Annotated in this window: 1 pseudogene; it reads right to left on the bottom strand. The window is 59.0% G+C overall.

Annotated features, from left to right (window positions below):
* A pseudogene (locus FDX22_RS21550) lies at positions 1–256 on the bottom strand (phage tail protein); the annotation flags it as partial.

Below are 256 nucleotides of genomic sequence, written 5' to 3'. Positions count from 1 at the left end.
GTCGCCTCCAGATTATCCAGATAGAGATTCTGGCCGTTACGCCACCAGTCATCCTCGCGCCAGAAATCCGGCATCTCAATCCCGGCCAGATGGTAAGCATCGCGAAACAGGGTGTAACAGTCCGTCACGCCGTGCTCAAATCGCCGCCCGGTGAGATGTGGCACACAGCGGAATTTATGAATCGTCCCCCGGCAGACCAGCCACCAGGGCAAATCGCTCTGCACCTGCAGCCGCCGGTCGGCCTCACTCAGATATG

This window comes from Citrobacter sp. TBCS-14 (assembly GCF_005280805.1).
Lineage (GTDB): Bacteria > Pseudomonadota > Gammaproteobacteria > Enterobacterales > Enterobacteriaceae > Citrobacter > Citrobacter gillenii.
Note: the sequence above shows the minus strand (reverse complement) of the source record. Positions and strands in the feature narration are given on the sequence as shown.